The organism is Mesorhizobium sp. P2_A8 (assembly GCF_056404935.1).
In genome coordinates this window covers 306,446-321,054 of record NZ_JBFUDB010000007.1, presented here as the reverse complement: position 1 = coordinate 321,054, position 14,609 = coordinate 306,446, and the positions used below count along the sequence as shown (strand labels likewise).

General features: G+C 63.2%; 13 protein-coding genes. 3 read left to right on the top strand and 10 right to left on the bottom strand.

The window, feature by feature from the left end:
* Nucleotides 1–209: 209 nt before the first annotated feature.
* Nucleotides 210–476, top strand: coding sequence for a hypothetical protein (locus AC1D10_RS22095; protein WP_477275555.1), 267 nt, complete (start codon nt 210–212; stop codon nt 474–476).
* Here AC1D10_RS22095 and AC1D10_RS22090 read toward each other — a convergent pair.
* The 4 genes from AC1D10_RS22090 to AC1D10_RS22075 all read right to left on the bottom strand — a co-directional run bounded on the left by AC1D10_RS22090 (nt 454) and on the right by AC1D10_RS22075 (nt 5,091).
* Nucleotides 454–1,761 carry an O-antigen ligase family protein gene (locus AC1D10_RS22090; RefSeq protein ID WP_477275553.1) on the bottom strand — a complete coding sequence of 436 codons (1,308 nt, stop codon included), beginning with the start codon at nt 1,759–1,761 and terminating at the stop codon, nt 454–456. The genes AC1D10_RS22095 and AC1D10_RS22090 overlap by 23 nt on opposite strands.
* Entirely contained in the window at nt 1,758–3,293 is a 1,536-nt protein-coding gene (locus tag AC1D10_RS22085; RefSeq protein ID WP_477275551.1) for an undecaprenyl-phosphate glucose phosphotransferase, read from the bottom strand. Before AC1D10_RS22085 ends, AC1D10_RS22090 begins: the two co-directional genes overlap by 4 nt.
* 95 nt (nt 3,294–3,388) lie before the next feature.
* Nucleotides 3,389–4,519: a glycosyltransferase family 4 protein gene (locus AC1D10_RS22080; RefSeq protein ID WP_477275549.1), complete on the bottom strand. Its 1,131-nt coding sequence runs from the start codon at nt 4,517–4,519 to the stop codon at nt 3,389–3,391.
* A gap of 8 nt (nt 4,520–4,527) precedes the next feature.
* Entirely contained in the window at nt 4,528–5,091 is a 564-nt protein-coding gene (locus AC1D10_RS22075) for a polysaccharide biosynthesis/export family protein (protein ID WP_013532220.1), read from the bottom strand.
* Between the two features lie 256 nt (nt 5,092–5,347).
* Between AC1D10_RS22075 and AC1D10_RS22070 the strand changes: the two genes are divergently transcribed.
* The gene (locus AC1D10_RS22070; protein ID WP_477275546.1) at nt 5,348–7,600 is read left to right on the top strand and encodes a GumC family protein; all 2,253 of its coding nucleotides are present in this window, start codon (nt 5,348–5,350) and stop codon (nt 7,598–7,600) included.
* Between the two features lie 48 nt (nt 7,601–7,648).
* On the opposite strand, the gene AC1D10_RS22065 is transcribed toward AC1D10_RS22070, so the two are convergent.
* The 6 genes from AC1D10_RS22065 to AC1D10_RS22040 all read right to left on the bottom strand — a co-directional run bounded on the left by AC1D10_RS22065 (nt 7,649) and on the right by AC1D10_RS22040 (nt 13,630).
* On the bottom strand, nt 7,649–8,485 hold the full coding sequence (locus AC1D10_RS22065) for a GNAT family N-acetyltransferase (protein ID WP_477275544.1): 837 nt from the start codon (nt 8,483–8,485) through the stop codon (nt 7,649–7,651).
* A gap of 5 nt (nt 8,486–8,490) precedes the next feature.
* On the bottom strand, nt 8,491–9,237 hold the full coding sequence (locus AC1D10_RS22060; RefSeq protein WP_477275840.1) for an aspartate/glutamate racemase family protein: 747 nt from the start codon (nt 9,235–9,237) through the stop codon (nt 8,491–8,493).
* A gap of 2 nt (nt 9,238–9,239) precedes the next feature.
* Nucleotides 9,240–10,058, bottom strand: a complete 819-nt coding sequence (locus tag AC1D10_RS22055) for an ABC transporter permease (protein ID WP_477275542.1) — start codon at nt 10,056–10,058, stop codon at nt 9,240–9,242.
* Nucleotide 10,059: 1 nt separating this feature from the next.
* Nucleotides 10,060–10,971, bottom strand: a complete 912-nt coding sequence (locus AC1D10_RS22050) for an ABC transporter permease (RefSeq protein WP_477275540.1) — start codon at nt 10,969–10,971, stop codon at nt 10,060–10,062.
* A gap of 246 nt (nt 10,972–11,217) precedes the next feature.
* Nucleotides 11,218–12,507, bottom strand: coding sequence for an ABC transporter substrate-binding protein (locus AC1D10_RS22045; protein WP_477275538.1), 1,290 nt, complete (start codon nt 12,505–12,507; stop codon nt 11,218–11,220).
* 34 nt (nt 12,508–12,541) lie between these two features.
* Nucleotides 12,542–13,630, bottom strand: coding sequence for an ABC transporter ATP-binding protein (locus AC1D10_RS22040; protein WP_477275536.1), 1,089 nt, complete (start codon nt 13,628–13,630; stop codon nt 12,542–12,544).
* A 262-nt stretch (nt 13,631–13,892) separates the two neighbouring features.
* Here AC1D10_RS22040 and AC1D10_RS22035 point away from each other — a divergent pair, with 262 nt between their 5' ends.
* Entirely contained in the window at nt 13,893–14,606 is a 714-nt protein-coding gene (locus tag AC1D10_RS22035) for a GntR family transcriptional regulator (protein ID WP_477275534.1), read from the top strand.
* The last annotated feature ends 3 nt before the right edge of the window (nt 14,607–14,609 follow it).

Below are 14,609 nucleotides of genomic sequence, written 5' to 3'. Positions count from 1 at the left end.
CTTGAAGCCGGCCGAGCGTGATCGATCATGCCACCGCGAGCTTGAATTTCGATCTCAAAGAGGAACGGTGACTGATTTGTAGTGCCAGGGCAACTGCGGCAATCTCGGCTGGCTTCGTTGGAACCCATGTGAGTGAGGCGGGGTTTGGTGTGCTATATCATTGCGAGATTGGTCTGCGCTTTTCTTGAAAGTCGGAAAAGGAGGATGACGTGAAGATCAGGACGACAACCCACAATCACCCCGGAGAACCGGGTGTCATTCTGCTGGACCAGTCATTGCAAAACATGATTGTGGCGACCGACATTCGCGATGGCGCTACGACGCTGTTCGGGACAGTAAATCTGCAGGTGAATTATTCCGGGCAGTACGACATCAGAGTCGAACTATCGCCAGGGGAACTCACGCAGATCTACCAGCTACTGGTCAAAAACCTCCTCGAGAAAATACAGGAACTTACGAGCGCTCAAAATCCTTGACGCTCGCAAACCAACCGCCTTCCATAGCTCGCTTTCCACCTTGGGCTTGAACCGGATCCGGTCGCAACAGCCGCTGATGGCGGTATTCCAGCGCGATGGCGCCCCAGATCAGCCCGAGCAGCAGATAGACATGGCGCCAATGGTCGATGTCGATGAAGGTGCCGAGCCCGATATTGCCGATGAAGGCGACATAGGCGCACAGCAGGTAGGGTTGCCACGGCCGGTCGCGCAGCAGGATGCGGAATCCGGCCGATATCGTCCAGGCAACGAGCGTCAGGAACGACACGAAGCCGAGCCAGCCATAGTCCATCAGCATCTTCAGCCAGATGTCGTGGGTGTCTTCGCCGAAGATGGTGCCGAAGACCAGCGGGCCGATGCCGAACGGATGCTCGAGCGCCATCTGGAAGCCGATTGCGTAGCGGGCGAAGCGGCCGAGGCGGGCGGTGTCGTAGCTCTGTTCGAGATGGGCGCGGTTGGAAAACATCTCCGACACGCCGGGCAGCTGCAGGATGACGACCATGGCGATGACCAGCAGCGACAGCGCGGCGATCGTCATCACCACCACACGCAGCCGGAACATGCCGCTGGCGCTCTGCAGGAACAGGCAGCCGGTGAGCAGGACGGCCGAGACGGCGAACATGCCCCAGGCGCCACGCGAGAAGGAGAAGAAGATGCCGGCGGTGATGATCAGCAGCGGCACCGCCAGCAGCGGCATGCGTGGGATCGGTCCGGTCAAAAGCAGATAGAGCAGATAGATGCCGGGCAGCACCAGGAACGGGCCGAACACATTCGGGTCCTGGAAGGCGCCGGCGGCGCGGTCGTATTTGGTGAACATCTCCGCGCCCGGAAATGCGTGGAAATAGCCCGCTATGCCGAGCAGCGAGGTGATCACCGCCGACACGACATAGGCGAAGAAGATCAGCCGGTAGAGGCTGGGTTGCACCGCGGTCACCGAGGCGAAGAACACCGCGGTGAAGGCGAGAAACAGCGAGACGGCGAGATAGAGCGGCGTGTTGGCCAGATCCGCCATCTGCGTCATCGCCATCATGCCGCCGATGTTCATCGTCACCAGCAGCACCAGCAGCGGCATTGCCGCGCGCGACACCCTCAGGCCGAAGAGAGCCCAGATGGCGATCAGCCCGGCCATGTAGAGTTCATAGGGCGCCGGTTCGCTGATGACGAAGCCGGACAGGAATATGCCGAGGAAGACCGCGCCCGAGGAAATCAGCGCGATCAGCTTGGCGTTGACCGCGGCCTGCGGCAGCTCGTGGGAAATCGCGCTCAATAGGCGTTTTCCGTGTTCAAGAGCCGGATCGGCGTCAGGAACAGGATCCGCAAGTCGAACAGCAGCGACCAGTTCTCGATGTAATAGAGGTCATACTCCGTCCGCATGCGGATCTTCTCGTTGGTGTCCATCTCGCCGCGCCAGCCATTGATCTGCGCCCAACCAGTGACGCCTGGCTTGACCTTGTGGCGCGCGAAATAGCCGTCGACCACTTCGTTGTAGAGGAGGTTATGCGACTGCGCGGCGATGGCGTGCGGGCGCGGTCCGACCAGCGACAGCGAACCCAGCAGCGAGTTGAAGAACTGCGGCAGCTCGTCGATCGAGGTCTTGCGGATGAAGCGGCCCACGCGGGTGACGCGCGGGTCGTTCTTGGTCACCGTCTGCTTGGCGGTCGGGTCGGCCTTGTCCGTATACATCGAGCGGAACTTGTAGACCTCGATGATCTCGTTGTTGAAACCGTGGCGCTTCTGGTGGAACAGCACCGGCCCCTTGCTGTCGAGCTTGATGGCGATAGCGGTCGCCAGCATCACCGGCGAGAACATGACGATGCCGACGAGGCTGAAGACGATATCGAAGGCGCGCTTGGCGACCGAATCCCAGTCGTTGATCGGCTTGTCGAAGATATCGAGCATCGGCACCGAGCCGATGTAGGAATAGGCGCGCGGGCGAAATTGCAGCGCGTTGGAATGCGCCGACAGCCGGATGTCGACCGGCAACACCCACAGCTTCTTCAACAGCTGCAGCACGCGCGATTCGGCGGTCAGCGGCAGCGATACGATCAGCATGTCGATGCGGGCGATGCGGGCGAACTCGATCAGTTCCGAAATGGTGCCGAGCTTGGGATAGCCGGCGACGATGGGCGGTGAGCGCTTGTCGCCGCGATCGTCGAAGATGCCGCAGATGCGGATATCGTTGTATGGCTGCTTTTCGACCGAGCGGATCAGGATCTCAGCCGCCTTGCCACCGCCGACGATGACGGCGCGCCGCTCCATGCGGCCATCGCGCGCCCAGCGCCGGATCACCTTCGACATCACCAGCCTGAGGCCGAAGAGGAGGACGAAACCGACGACGAACCAGGTGCCGAACAGCAGGCGTGAATAGTCTTCCGACATCTTCATGACGAACGCCGTCAGCGCCATCAGGGCGAAAGTGCCGGCCCAGACCAGGAGCACGCGGCCGAAATTGGCGATGGGCCGCATCAGGGCCACGATCTGATAGCAATCGGTGACGTCGAGCAGCACCACTGCCAAGAACGAAGAGGCGGCGATCGTCAGCGGATATTGCCAGGCCAGATAGTTGAAGAACCCCACATAGTGGAAATAGACGGCGAGCCCGGACAGGAACAGCAAGCCGAATTCGACCATGCGCAGGACGCCGCTGACCATGATCGGCGACATGGTATCGCGCCTGTACTGCGAAGCGACCTGGCGGGCGACATCGTTCATGCCGCCGGGCGTGTCGCCATCGGCCGGGCCGTCGAATTTACGCACCGCCTCTGCTGAAAAGCGGCGCGCGGGGTCGATCTCGTTCATGGGGCTTTCCGCAAGCTTCCCTACGGTGAATAGCAAAAGAGAGCTAAGAAACCCTTGAAACAACGAGTGGCTTTGAAACGGCTTGGGCTTGAGGCCTATCTATCGAGCGCGGCGAAGTAGGCCTTCTCGATGTTGGCGGCCATCACATCGGCGCCAAAGCGCGCCTTGAGGCTGGCGCCGTCGGGCATCAGTCTGCCATAGGCGGCGGGGTCGGCCAGCGCCTGGCTCATCCTGTCGGCCAGCTCCACCGGGTCGGGCCGGATCAAGGCCGGGGAGCCGGTGCCGAAGATCTCCGGTATGCCGCCAACGGAGGTGGCGATCATCGGCTTTCCCGCGGCAAGCGTTTCCAGGACGATATAGGGCATGGCTTCGGCGCGCGAGGGAACGATGACCAGCCCCGCCAGCGCGAAGGCTTCCCTGGCCGGCATCGGCGGCAGAAAGCGGACATGGCTTTCAAGCCCGAGCCGCTTCACCTGGGCATGATAGCGGGGCAGGTCGTCGCCGTCGCCGACCATCACCGCGGTAAGCACTCGGCCGATCCGCGGGCCGGCACTGGCCAGCGCATCGATGAAGATGTCGGGCCCCTTCAGGTCGCGCATCATGCCGATATAGAGCAGATCGGCTGCGTCGGACTTGCTCGACACCGGCTCGAACTCCACGGCGCGCAGGCCATTGTAGACCAGGGTGTTGGGAATCGGCGGCTCCCCGACCTTGCGGCGATAAGTGCGCCTTTCGTAGTCGGAAACAAACAGCAGGTAGTCGGTGAAGCGCGCCATGAAGCGCTCGAGCGCGAAGAACAGCTTACCGGTGGTCGTGTTCTCGTCATAGTGGAGGGAGCCGCCATGCGGCGAATAAAGGCGGGCTACGCGAGACCTTGATACCCGCAACAATGAGCCGAACAGACGGGCATAGGCGCCACCCTTGGCGCCGTGCCCGTGCAACACGTCCGGCTGCAATTCCTTGATGATCCTGTACGTGCGCCAGGCCGACGCGAGGTCGCCCGGGCCGACATGGCGCTGCATCGGCGTGCGATGGATGCCGAGCGCCAGCATATCCTTCATCTGCTCGAACAGGCGTTCCTCGAACTCGCCGCCGGTCGTCGAATCGCAGACAATGCCGACGGAATGCCCGGCGGCGACCTGCGCCTCGGTCAGGTCGCGCACATGCCGGAAAATTCCTCCGACGGGTGAGCGAAAGCAGTGGACGATCCTGAGGTTGTCCGCCACGTGGTTCGTCAGAAAAGGCGTTCGCGGACGTAGACGGTATCGCCGGGCAGCAGCGGGTCGGACGTGACCACGCGGCCGGTCATCACCTTGCCGTTGATGTCGCGGGTGATGTCGACGCTTTCCTGGTTGGCGCGCGGCGTGAAACCGCCGGCAATGGCGATCGCCTTCTGCACCGTCAGGCCGGGGACATAGGAATACTGACCGGCGGCGCCCACTTCGCCCATGACGAAGATCGGCCGGTAGCGGTCGATCTCGACCGAAACGTCGGGATCGCGCAGATAGCCTTGCCGCAATTTGTCGGCGATCTCCTTTTCCATCTGCTGCGCAGTGTGGCCACGCGCGGGAATGGCGCCGACGAGCGGGAAGGAGAGGTAGCCGGATTGGTCGACGCTGTAGGTGTTGGTCAGCCCATCCTGCTCGAACACTGTGACGCGGACGCGGTCGCCGGCCCCAAGACGATAGGGCTGATCGAGCACCTCGTGGAAAGCGGCCGGTGTCGGCCGGTAGCTGGAGCAGCCGGCGAGCATCGATACGGCAAGCAGCGCGCGAAACAGGGAAGCAGTGCTTTTCATGACCGGACAGGTACCTTCGACTGGTCGCTGCAGCGTCGCAGCAAACTCTAGGATCGAGGTCGTTATCATCCTGTTAGGGTTAATGGCCGGTAAAGGGAGCGGCCGGCGCATGGCGCATCGGCAAGAGTTTTACGATTTTTGGCGGTTTTGTTTGTCACTCGCCAGTAAACCCTAACGCGAACTTGCCGCCATCTTAACGGCTGAGTTACCATAGTTGTTTACGGTGTGTCCTGACCCAGTATCGGAGTAGGGATGCATGTCCGTTCAGTCCGCGGCCGCAGATGTCGACGTCGATCTCAGGCAGCTCTTCGCCAGCCTGGCGAGGAATTGGCTGCGCATCGTTATCGTGGCGCTGGCGGTGACCGGTGCGGCTTTCGCATTCGCCTCGCTAGCCACGCGTCACTACAAGGCCCAGACGCAGGTGGAGATTGCTCCGCGTGAATCGGTTTATACGCGGCCGGCAAGCAACAACGACACGGACAAGCCGATTCTCGATGAACAGGGCGTTGCCACTCAGGTCCAGATAATTTCCTCCAACGAAATCCTCAAGCAGGTCGCGCAAAAGCTCAATCTGGAAAAGCTGCCCGAGTTCGACGATGCGCTCGACATGTCGCCGTTGAGCCGTGCTCTGGTCCTCGTCGGCTTGAAGAGCGACCCGATGGAAATTCCAACGGAAGAACGCGTGCTCAAGAAAATGCATGAGAAGCTCAACGTCTATGGTGTCGAGAAGACCCGCATCATTGCCATCGAGTTCTCATCGGAAGATCCCAAGCTCGCTGCCGCCGTACCAGACGCCATTGCTGCCGCCTATATCGCGGGGCAAGGGGCCGCCAAGCTCGAATCGAACAATGCCGCCGCTGACTTTCTTGCACCGGAGATCGCCGCCCTGCAGCAGCAGGTGAAGGATGCCGAGGCCAAGGTTGCCACCTACCGCGCGCAATCCGACCTTCTGATGGGCGGCAACAATTCGGTGCTAGCCACGCAGCAGCTTTCCGAACTGTCGAGCGAACTGATGCGTGTGCGCGCCAACCGCGCCTCGGCGGAAGCGACGGCCGACAGCGTGCGCAAGGCGCTGCAGGGCGGCGGTTCGCTCGATGCCGTGCCTGAGGTCTTGTCTTCCGATCTGATCCAGCGCCTGCGCGAGCGGCAGGTTGAGCTCAAGGCCAACATTGCCGATCTTTCCACCACCTTGCTCGACAATCACCCGCGCATCCGGGCGTTGAAGTCTCAGCTTGTCGACCTCGACGGCCAGATCCGCAACGAGGCGCAAAAACTCATGAAGGGTCTGATGACCCAGGCGCAGACCGCGCAGGCTCGTGAGAACCAACTCGTCGCCGACGTCAACACACTGAAGGCCGCATCGGCGCGCGCCGGCGAACAGCAGGTCGAACTTGATGCCTTGCAGCGCGATGCGACCGCCAAGCGCCAGCAGCTCGAATCGTACCAGGCCAACTACCTCAGCGCGGCGTCGCGCAAGGACCGCAACTATCTGCCCGTCGATGCCCGGGTGGTTTCACTGGCCCAGGTTCCGTCCGAGCCGTATTTCCCGAAGGTTATGCCGATCGTCGGTGCGGCTTTCGTCGCATCGTTGCTGGTCATGGCCATCGTGACGCTTCTGCGGGAGCTGTTTTCCGGCCGCGCGATGCGGCCGGCGACCGGTTCCCGCTTCGAGCGCATCGATGAGGTTGCGATGCCGGTTGTCCGCCAGGAGGCCACCGTCCTCCAGACCCCCGTCATTCGACAGGACCCCGTTGCTCGCCAGGAGATGGGAGAACGTTCGGCAGAGGCAGAGGCGGATCCCTACGCAGCTTCGATGCCCTATAAGGCCGAGGTGCCTGACAGGGTCGTGATGCCCGATGCGGCGACAGCGCAGGAGACGGCTGTCGAGGCCGAGCCGGCTCGTTCCACCCTGGGCGAGATTGACGTTGAGAAGGCCGCCGAAAAGCTGATCGCCAGCGGTGCGGCGCGCGCCATATTCGTCTCGCCGGAGGGCGACGAGGCTGCCGCATCGGCGGTCCTGGTGGCACGCGAGGTCGCCGACGCCGGCCTGCGCGTCCTGTTGCTGGACCTTACCGCTTCGGGAGCCGCCTCGCGGCCGATGCTGGATAGCGGCCTTTTCCCCGGCATCACCAACCTGCTCGCTTCGGAAGCGCAGTTCAGCGACGTCATCCACGCCGATCTCTACTCGGACTGTCACGTCATTCCCGTCGGCACCGCCGATCCGGTCCGCGCCATGCGCGCCGCCGACCGGCTGCCGATCATTATGCAGTCGCTGACCACAGCCTATGATCTGGTCGTGGTCGAGTGCGGGCCGGCCGACGCGCAAGGCATCGGCCGTCTGGCCGGTGACGCCACCGAGGTGTTCCTGTCCATGCTGGAGCCGGATGATGAGGTGACCCAGGCCGCGGTCAAGCTCATCGAAAGCGGCTATCCCGACCTGACGCTGGTGACGCCGCTCGGCCACGAACCGCCGGGCAATCCGGTGCCGGGACGGCGCTCGGCGGCCTGAAAGAGCCGTAAACCTGCGGCGCAAGCCTCCCGGAAACTCCGCCTGGTTCTACCCTAATTCCAGGGTCGTCACGCCGAATAGCCGCTGCAGGCCAAGGCCCGGGGGCGGGCCCTTGTACATGCGGGTGGTGCTGAAGGTCGGCGCAAAGCCGGCCGCCTCGAGAGCCGCAATGAAACCAGTATTCTCGGCGGGAACGTCGATGTGCAGCTCGCCGCCCTCGCAGGCACCCGCCAGTCCGTTCAGCAGCTGCAGCGCCGTGTCGGTGCTGTCGGCAAACAACGGGCCGATCTTGAAACCTGAACGGCACGGCCGAGCCACGGCATAGCCGGTGGTGCCGCGCGAGCTGATCGCCGCCAGCCCGTGATGCGGCGCCTGCAGCCACCGCTGCAGGAAGGCTCGCCGGGGTGCCGGAAAACAATACGCGTCGTAAGCGATGATGTCGGGAACGAGCTGAGTCGTCACCGTGCGCAATCCGTCGACCCTGACCGCCGGGCCTGCCGCGCGGCCGCTGTAGCGGATGGTCTCGTAGGCCGGCCTGAAGCCCTTGCGCCGGTAATTGGCCCGCTGTTCGGCGACGCCGTCGAGGCCGATGGTCCTGCCCGCAAGCCTGTTCAGGCCGGCGGTCCACACCGCCTTGCCGTAGCCTTTGCCGCGCTTGTCCGGCCGGCAGATGTAGAGGCCGATGAAGCCGAATTCGCGTCCATAGGCCACTGCCGAGATTGCCGCGACCATTTCGTTGCCGACAAAGGCACCGATGAAGCCCGAGGGGTCCGCAGCCTGGAACATCGCTGCGTCTTCGAGGCCGGGGTTCCAGCCTTCCCCCGCCGCCCAGTCAATGAGAACCGCCAGCTCGTGCAGCGACAGTGTGCGGATGGTTGGCTTCATTCCTCTCACTCCGCGGCGACGGCTCCGGGTGAGAAGGATTTCAGCATACCATGATAGGGCTTGGCCAGCGGGCTGGCATAGGCACCGCGCTTCGATGTCGAAAGGCCGAGCGCTATCAGCGCTTCCGCCTGTTTCAGCGCCGCGCCGACGCCGTCGATGACCGGCAGATCGAACTCCGCCTGCAGCCGGTGCGCAAGATCGGCCATGCCGGCGCAGCCGAGCACGATGGCCTCGGCGCGGTCTTCGTTGATCGCCCTGGCGATTTCGTCGCGCAGTTTCCCGACTGCGCCGGATGTCGGATCTTCAAGCGCAAGCACCGGAATGTCGGCGGCGCGCACGCGCGCCCGTCCCGCCATGCCGTAGCGCTGCACAAGCCCCTCGACCGGTACGCGCGAGCGCTCGGTGGTGGTCACCACGGTGAAGCGCTGCGCGATGAAGGACGCAATGGTGAGTGCCGCCTCGCAAATGCCGATGACCGGAATGGCGGCCATTGCACGCGCGGCGTCGAGGCCGGTATCGTCGAAGCACGCGATGATCGCCGCCTGCGCGCCGCGGCGCTCGCCCGTAGCGATTTCCATCAGCAGGCCGGGCACGGCGAGGGCCTCGTCATAATAGCCTTCGATCGAAGCCGGTCCCATGGACGAGGTGACGGCAACGACCTCCGTCCAGGGGCCGGCGACGGCACGCGCCGCGGCACCTATGGTTACGGTCATGCTCGCAGTCGTGTTGGGGTTCACCACAAGAATCTGCACGTTCAAGCTCTCGCCCGGCGGCGGCCGACATAGAGGATGGCACCGAGTGTCGCCAGGATCACCAGGAAGGAGAATACCGTGGTCACCGTGCCCAGCGCGTAGAGGACCGGCGTCGTGACGTTGGTGGTCATGCCGTAGATCTCCAGCGGCAGCGTGTTGAACGTGCCTGACGTCATCAGCGTGCGGGCAAACTCGTCGTAGGACAGCGTGAAGCCGAACAGGCCGACGCCGATCAGGCTCGGCGCGATCATCGGCAGCACGACATGGGCGAAGGTCTGCCAGGACGAGGCGCCAAGATCGCGCGCGGCTTCTTCATAGGCAGGCGAGAAACGGTTGAAGACGGCGAACATGATCAGCACGCCGAAGGGCAGCGTCCAGGTCAGATGGGCGCCGAAAGCCGACGTGTACCAGGCCGGGCGAAAGCCGACCTGCTGGAAGACGACGCCGATGCCCAGTGAAATGATGATCGAGGGCACGACCAGGCTGGCGACCGCCAGGTAGAACAGTGCGGTGGCACCGCGGAATTTTCGGCGGAAGGCGAGGCCGGCGAGCAGCGACACCGCGACGGTGACGATCATCACCATGACACCCAGCACCAGCGAGCGCTTGAAGCTGCCGCCGAAATCACCGACCGCCTGACGCTCGAACAAATTGGCGAACCAGTGCAGCGAAACGCCGTTGAGCGGGAAGGTGAGGCCACCGGTTTCGCCCTGGAAGGACAGGATCAGGATCGCCGACAGCGGACCGTAGAGGAACAGCACGAACAGCGTGAAGAAGGCCGCCAGCACGTAGAATTCGAGGGTGCGTTTTTCGTGGCTCACGTCACAGCTCTTTCCTGATGTCGACGATGCGCAGGATGCCGGCAACCATCAACAGCACCAGCACCAGAAGCACCACCGCATTGGCGGCGGCGGCCGGATACTGCAGCAGCGACATCTGGTTCTTCATCATCAGTGCCACCGACGCGCTCTGCCCGCCCGACATCACCTGCACTGTCGAGAAGTCGGCCATCACCAGGGTGACGACGAAGATGGTGCCGATCGCCATGCCGGGCTTGGCTAGCGGAATGATGACGTTCCACAGCACCTGCCAGCCGGACGCGCCGGCATCGCGCGCGGCCTCGACCAGCGATTTGTCGATGCGCATCAGCGTGTTGAAGATCGGCGTCACCATGAACAGCGTGTAGAGATGCACCATGGCCAGCACGACCGCGAATTCGGAGTAGAGCAGCCATTCGATCGGCTTCGGCACCAGGCCCAGCTGCACCAGCGTCGAGTTGATCAGGCCGTTGCGGCCGAGCACCGGGATCCACGAGATCATGCGGATGATGTTGGAGGTCAGGAACGGCACGGTGCAGACCAGGAACAGCACCATCTGCATGGCCGTGGTGCGGATATGGAAGGCGAGGAAATAGGCGACCCAGAAGCCGATGAACAAGGTCAGGGCCCAGACGATAACTGCGAATTTGATGGTGTTGAGATAGGTCTTCCAGGTGACCCAGGAGCCCAGCACGTCGGAATAATTGGTGGTCAGAAAATCCGGATACATGGCCGCGAAGTCGTAGTCCCAGAAGGAGACGACGACGATCATGACAATGGGCAGAAGCAGGAACGCTCCAAGGATCAGCGCCAGCGGCGCCGATTGGAGGTAGGGCGTGACCGCGCCGAGGGAGAGCCGGCGGCGTCTCGCCGGTCTGGCGGCGGACATTGCGGGGCGTTCGAGAGCAACTGTCATCGCTACGCCCGGTGCAGGTTCGCGAAGCGGCGCAGCGGCCTTGCCTTCTCCCCTTGTGGGAGAAGGTGGATTGGCGCAAAGCGCCAAGACGGATGAGGGGTGCTGGAAGACATGGGGCTTGATAACTCCGCATCGTCTCGGTGCCGTTGGTGGTGACGTGTCGCCAAGCTGGAACACCCCTCATCCGACCTCGCTTCGCGAGGCCACCTTCTCCCACAAGGGGAGAAGGAGGGGCGCTGCCTCACGTTACGCCGCGATGAACTCGTTCCAGCGCTTCACCCTGTAGCGGTCCTCGTCCATCACCGAGTTCCAGCAGGCTACATGGCCCATGCGCTCCTCGAACGAACCGCCATCGCGCAGCGCGCCGGCCTTTTCCATGACGGTGCCGTCGGGCGCCTTGATGTCGCCCTTGGCCGGCTTGCCTTCGATCCAGTAGCCCCACTCGTCCTCGGTCATGAACTTCTTGGCCGAGACCATGTTGGCCGAGTAGTAGCCCTGGCGGTTGAGATAGCCGCCGACCCAGCCCGACGTGTACCAGTTGATGTATTCATAGGCCGCGTCGAGCTCGGCGCCCTTGAGATGGGCCGCGAGGCCGAGGCCGCCGCCCCACGAGCGGTAGCCTTCCTTGAGCGGCTGGAATCGGCAGGCGATGCCCTTGGAGCGCACGGCTGCCACGGCTGGCGACCACATCGACTGGATGACCACTTCGCCCGACGCCATCAGGTTGACGCTCTCGTCGAAGGATTTCCAGAAGGCGCGGAACTGACCGCTCTGCTTGGCCTTGATCAGGAAGTCGATCGTCTTGTCGATCTCCTCCTTGGTCATGTTGCCCTTGTCGGCATATTTGATGTTGCCCATGGCTTCCATGATCATCGCCGCATCCATGATGCCGATGGACGGGATGTTGAGGATCGCGGTCTTGCCCTTGAAGGCCGGGTCCATGATGTCGGCCCAGGTGGTGATGTCGCGGCCGACGAGGTCGGGGCGGATGCCCAGTGTGTCGGCGTTGTAGATGGTCGGTACCATGGTGAACCAGTTGGTCGGCGCCTTGGCGAAGGTCTTTGAGTCCTGCGCTTCGACGTAGCCGACCGTGTGCGGAGCGGTGCCCTGGGCAATGACGCTGTCGGGGGTCAGCTTGCCGGTTTTGAACAGCGGCACCAGCTCATCGTAATATTTCAGCTTGCTGACATCCATCGGCTGCAGCACGCCGCTTGGGAAGACCTTCTTGCAGATCCAGTATTCGATGTCGGCGATGTCATAGCTGTCGGGCTGGGTGACTGCGCGCTGGGCGGCGGCGTCGGAATCGGTCGCTGTCATCTCCAGCGTGATGCCGAGGTCGGCCTTGCACTTGTCGGCGATGGCATTGAGGTTCGACACGCCGGTGCCGAACTGGCGCAGCGTGATGTTGGACTGCGCCCAGATGGTCGGGAAACCTGTTATGGCGCCCGAGCCGGCGGCAAGGCCGACGGCGGCCGCGCCCGTCTTGAGCAGCGAGCGGCGCGAAATGCCGGTCTTGGTTTCTATGGTGTTTGTCATGTTTTTTCCCCTGTTTTGGTTTGCTTCGTTGACGTCATGAATGAAGGCGGCCGAGAGCGATCGCATCCTCGGAATCCCAGGCGAGCGGCACGGCGTCGCCGATGGCGACGGGTTTGGCGAAGAAGTCGGAATCGTCGATGATGACAGTGAAATCGTCGATGCCGCCGCCGGTGACGGAGAGCTTCACCGTGGCGCCGCGATATTCGATGTTGGAGACGATGCCGGTGAAGCCGAGGCCGGGCGAGGGCGCGGCGCCGATGCGCACGTGGTCGGTGCGGATGGCGATGTCGATCGGCTGTCCCACCTCGTGTGGTTTTCCGCTGGCCGCCAGCGAGCCGCCGCCATTGACGTCGAAGACGACCATGACATCCCGGCTGCCGGTGACGCGGCCGGAGATGACGTTGTGGTCGCCCATGAAGCGTGCGACGAAAGCGGTGGCCGGCCGCTCGAACACGTCGCGCGGCGGGGCCGCCTGTTCGATACGGCCGTCATTCATCACCACGATGAGGTCGGCAAGCGCCATCGCCTCCTCTTGGCTGTGGGTGACGTGGACGAAGGTGATGCCAAGCGACGTCTGCAGCTTCTTCAGTTCGGCGCGCATACGGATCTTCAGGAATGGATCGAGCGCCGACAGCGGCTCGTCGAGCAGCAGCGCCTCCGGGTCCGTGATCAGAGCGCGCGCCAGCGCCACGCGCTGCTGCTGGCCGCCGGAAAGCTGTGCCGGCCGCCGCGTCGCATAGGTCTCCATCTGCATCAGCTTGAGCATATCCAGCGCCTTGGCGCGGCGCTGTTGCTTGTCGACGCCCTTCATCTTGAGGCTGAAGGCGACATTGTCGATGAGGTCGAGATGCGGGAACAGCGCATAGGATTGGAACATCATCGCCGTGCCGCGTTTGGCCGGCGGCAGGTCGGTAACGACGGTGTTGCCGAGGCGCACGTCACCCGACGAGATGCTCTCATGGCCGGCGATCATGCGCAGCGTCGAAGTCTTGCCGCAGCCGGAAGGGCCAAGCAGGCAGCAATAGGTGCCGGCCGGAATCTTCAGGCTGATGTCCTCGACGGCGGTCGTCGTTCCATAGACTTTCGAAACGGACACAATGTCGATTTCGGCGGCTTTGGACATCAGGCTTCCCCGTTTGGTCGCATTAACCAATGCATCATGCGTGCCAATCGCCGCGTGCACGTCCAAGCGATTGAATTGTCGGGAAAATCAGGTTTCTTGTCTGCTGCCCGCTGAACGAGCTTGTTTGTGCATTGCACAAATTATGGGCGATTGTCGGCGATGTGCACAAAAATCGTATGCAATCTTTTTTGACTTCGTGTTCACTTTGCCTCTCGTGCACGGATGACGAGTCGCGTTAGAAGGAGACAGGAAGACTTCCGCCATGAACATTGCCGACCAGATCTACTCCGCCACCGACAGCGCCACGCAGGATCGCGCCCAGGCGATCCGCGACCAGTTGCGCGACGCTATCGTCGACCGTCGGTTGGCGCCGGGCACCAAGCTGTCGGAGGGCGAGGTCGGTACCCTGTTCGACGTCTCCCGCACCGTGGCGCGCGCGGCGCTGCAGATGCTGTCCTTCGAGGGCCTGGTGCGCACGGAGCGCAACCGTGGCGCCTTCGTCGCCAATCCTTCGCCCGAGGAAGCGCGCCAGGTGTTCGCCTCGCGCCGGCTGATCGAACCGGGCATAGCCATCGCCGCCTGCGGGCGCGTCACCGCTGCCGACATCGCTGCCTTCAGGGTGCAACTCGACGAGGAGGGCCGCTTCATCGCCGAGCGCGGGCCCAATGCACGGCGCTCCGAGATCAAGGCGTCAGGCGATTTCCATCTGCTGCTGGCCTCGGTCGCCGGCAATGCCATCCTGCAGCGCTTCATGGAAGAACTTGTGGCGCGCTCTTCGCTGGTCATCGCGCTTTACGGCCGATCTGGCGTGTCGGCCTGCGGGCATAGCGAGCATACGGGGATTGTCGGCGCGTTGGAGAGCGGCGATTCCGGGTTGGCGAGCCGGCTGATGCTGCACCACATCGACCACATCGAGGCTGATCTGGATCTGCGCGTCAGGGCCGGCCCGGCGCTCCGGGAAGCGCTCAATTTCTGAAAG